Source organism: Aquificaceae bacterium (assembly GCA_037722135.1).
Classification (GTDB): domain Bacteria; phylum Aquificota; class Aquificia; order Aquificales; family Aquificaceae; genus Pampinifervens; species Pampinifervens sericum.
In genome coordinates this window covers 1-3,291 of the sequence record JBBKAW010000078.1, presented here as the reverse complement: position 1 = coordinate 3,291, position 3,291 = coordinate 1, and the positions used below count along the sequence as shown (strand labels likewise).

Sequence of the window (3,291 nt, the reverse complement as noted above, 5' to 3'; positions counted from 1 at the left end):
GGGTCTGTAAGACCCTAAAACCTTCTACGAAGATTATATCACAGATTAGCCTTTCTTACCCTCTGCAGAAGATTGTGGGCAAGTCTTGTGGGTTCTGGTATGCGGTAAAGGGATGTCCTAAGGACGAGGTCAATGGCGGTTCTTAGGCTTATTCTGTGTCCTACTGAGACATATACAGGTTCTGTGTTATCCTTTGTTCTCAAAATTGCTCCTATTACCTTTCCTCTGTAGGTTAGATAAGAATAGCTCCCTCTTTCTCTGTTTGGTTCTTTTCCATAACCAAAGAGGCGTGTTTTGGCAACGCCAACGCTTACCGCTCCCGTTTCTACTCCAAAGTGGGATGCTATACCACAGCCACGAGGATGGGCTATACCCTGACCGTCTATGAAAAACACATCCGGCTTTAGCTCCGCCTCTTGGTAAAGCTTAAGCATTAGAGGAAGTTCTCTAAAGGCAAGAAAGGTGGGAATGTAGGGAAAGTCCACCACGCCTTGGACCACCTTTTGGTAAACTACCCTTAGGTCCGAAAGCCTTATCACAACAAGGGATGCCCAAGCACGGGTTGGGTTTTCCTTTATGCTTTCAAAGGTAAGGTCTATCCCTCCGATAAGCTCTATCTTTTCAAAGTCATCTCTTTGTATCACCCTTTTGGCACACTGGAGCTGTATTTCTTCAAGTTCTTTATGCATGCTTTAAAATTCTAACATGGGGGTATTTGAGGCTTTAAAAACCTTTCTTGTAGGACACAGGGGAGTGCCAGAGCTTGAGTTGGAAAACACCTTACAGTCTATAGAAAAAGCCATTGAGCTTGGTGCACATGTGGTAGAGGTAGACATACAAAGAACGAGGGATGGGGTTTTTGTGCTTAGCCATGATGATAACCTGCTTAGAGTTTTTGGTGTAGGCTTAAATATAAGGGACGCAAGCTGGGAAGAGGTGGCAAAGGTTCAAAAAAATGGTTATCGCCCTGCAAGGCTTGAGGAAGCCTTTGAGTTGGTAAAAGGTAAGGTAGGCTTGTTTTTAGAGATAAAGCATCCAGAAGATGCGGAAGGGGTTTACAAAAAGGTATTAGAATACAAGGCAGAGGAATGGACCGCCATAATAAGTTTTTACCCTCAGGCACTTGAGGTGCTAAGGGGGAAAATAACCACTGGTCTTGTCTATTCAAAGCCACCGGGTATGATACCAGAGGCTAAGAAATTAGGTTGTCTGTTTGTCCTTCCCAAGTATGGGCTTGCCACTCAAAAGGCGGTAGATTTTGCTCACAGACTAAAGCTAAAGGTGGTTGCTTGGACCGTAAACGACCCACAAAAGGCAAGGGAGCTTTTTGAAAGGGGTGTGGATGGCATAGCAACAGACAACGTAAAAAAGCTCAAGGATACAACCCTTTCTACTTAAGAAGAACTATATTTTTATCCTATGCTGGTGGATGAGTTTGACGTAGCGGTTATAGGTGGGGGTCATGCAGGCATAGAGGCTGCACTGGCATCTGCACGCATGGGAGCAAAGACTGTCCTCTTTGTGCTAAATGCGGACACTATAGGTCAGATGTCCTGCAATCCCGCCATAGGTGGTATAGCAAAGGGAATAGTGGTTAGAGAGATAGACGCACTTGGTGGCGAGATGGGAAAGGCTATAGACCACACGGGCATACAGTTTAAGATGCTAAACACTCGCAAGGGCAAGGCGGTTTGGTCTCCGAGGGCTCAGGCGGACAAAAAGCTATACAGAGAATACATGAAGAGGGTTTGCGAAACCCAAGAAAATCTCCACATAAAGCAAGATGAGGTGGTGGACATCATTGTAGAAAATGACCGTGTGGTAGCGGTAAAGACCAAGCTGGGGCTTGAGTATAGGGTAAAGGCGGTGGTTGTGGCAACGGGAACTTTTCTAAACGGTCTTATATACATAGGAGATAAAACCTTTCCTGCAGGTAGGGCATGGGAACCTCCTTCCACGGGTCTTGCGGACTTTTACAAAAGACATGGCTTTCCACTTCTTAGATTTAAGACAGGCACTCCCGCAAGACTTGACAAGAGAACCATAGACTTTTCTAACCTTGAACCTGCACCGGGAGATGACCCACCACCCAAGTTTTCCTTTTGGACAGAGCCAGTAGGAAGCTACTGGTTTGAAAAGGGCAAAAAGCAAGCTCTATGCTGGATAACCTACACCACACCCAAAACCCACGAAATAATCCGTAAAAACCTACACAGAACAGCACTATATGGAGGTCTTATAAAGGGTATAGGACCAAGATATTGTCCCTCCATAGAGGACAAGGTGGTAAAATTCTCCGACAAGGATAGGCACACGGTCTTTCTTGAGCCAGAGGGCTGGGATACAGTGGAGATATATCCCAACGGTCTTTCTACCTCTTTGCCAGAAGAGGTCCAATGGGAGATGTATAGGAGCATACCAGGGCTTGAAAAAGTAGAGCTTATAAGACCTGCTTATGCCATAGAATACGACGTAGTGCCACCCACAGAACTCTATCCTACCCTTGAAACCAAAAAGATAAGAGGTCTCTTCCATGCAGGAAACCTAAACGGAACTACTGGTTATGAAGAGGCAGCAGGGCAGGGTATCCTTGCAGGTATAAATGCAGCACTTAGAGCCTTTGGCAAAGAGCCCATATACCTAAGAAGAGATGAAAGTTATATTGGCATAATGGTGGATGACCTTGTAACGAAGGGCGTGCTTGAGCCTTATAGACTTTTTACTTCAAGGTCTGAATACAGACTCCAACTCCGACAAGACAACGCCATTCTTAGGCTCTCTAAACTTGGCTACGAGCTTGGTCTCCTCACAGAGGAGCAATACAAAATGGTAAAGGAGCTACAGAGAGAAATAGAGAGCTGGGTGGAGTTTTACAAGTCTCAAAGGGTTGCAGTGGCGGTTGGCTCTGACACAAGGAGCTATACACCCTCACAACTTCTCACCGCGGAGTATACCATAGATGACCTAAAGGCTTTTGGTTTTGAAGTTCCAGAGCATCCCTACGTAAAGGAAGAGGTGGAGGTTCAGCTAAAGTATGAGCCTTATATAGAAAGGGAGAGGAGGTTAAACGAAAGGCTAAAGAAACTGGAAAGTATAGCACTTCCACAGGATATGGATTATGACAAGGTCCCAGGGCTCACCCACGAAGCAAGAGAAAAGCTCAAAAAATTCAGACCCATGACGGTGGGTCAAGCAAGCAGGATAGATGGCATAACTCCAGCCACAATAACCGCCCTCTTGGCATACCTTGGAAAGTTAGATTAGAGCATATCCCTTACCACTTTGCAAAGG

At 45.6% G+C, this 3,291-nt stretch carries 3 protein-coding genes; 2 read left to right on the top strand and 1 reads right to left on the bottom strand.

Annotated features, from left to right (window positions below; translation table 11 throughout):
- Positions 1-38: 38 nt before the first annotated feature.
- The gene (locus WKI49_05575) at positions 39-689 is read right to left on the bottom strand and encodes an endonuclease V (protein MEJ7621960.1); all 651 of its coding nucleotides are present in this window, start codon (positions 687-689) and stop codon (positions 39-41) included.
- Between the two features lie 16 nt (positions 690-705).
- Here WKI49_05575 and WKI49_05570 point away from each other — a divergent pair, with 16 nt between their 5' ends.
- Positions 706-1,398 carry a glycerophosphodiester phosphodiesterase gene (locus WKI49_05570; GenBank protein MEJ7621959.1) on the top strand — a complete coding sequence of 231 codons (693 nt, stop codon included), beginning with the start codon at positions 706-708 and terminating at the stop codon, positions 1,396-1,398.
- A gap of 21 nt (positions 1,399-1,419) precedes the next feature.
- Positions 1,420-3,264, top strand: coding sequence for a tRNA uridine-5-carboxymethylaminomethyl(34) synthesis enzyme MnmG (gene mnmG / locus WKI49_05565; GenBank protein ID MEJ7621958.1), 1,845 nt, complete (start codon positions 1,420-1,422; stop codon positions 3,262-3,264).
- Positions 3,265-3,291 lie beyond the last annotated feature (27 nt).

Bases quoted from the DNA above. Each gene is read 5' to 3' on its own strand.
- mnmG (MEJ7621958.1), top strand. From the start codon at position 1,420: ATGCTGGTGGATGAGTTTGACGTAGCGGTTATAGGTGGGGGTCATGCA.
- WKI49_05575 (MEJ7621960.1), bottom strand. From the start codon at position 689: ATGCATAAAGAACTTGAAGAAATACAGCTCCAGTGTGCCAAAAGGGTG.
- WKI49_05570 (MEJ7621959.1), top strand. From the start codon at position 706: ATGGGGGTATTTGAGGCTTTAAAAACCTTTCTTGTAGGACACAGGGGA.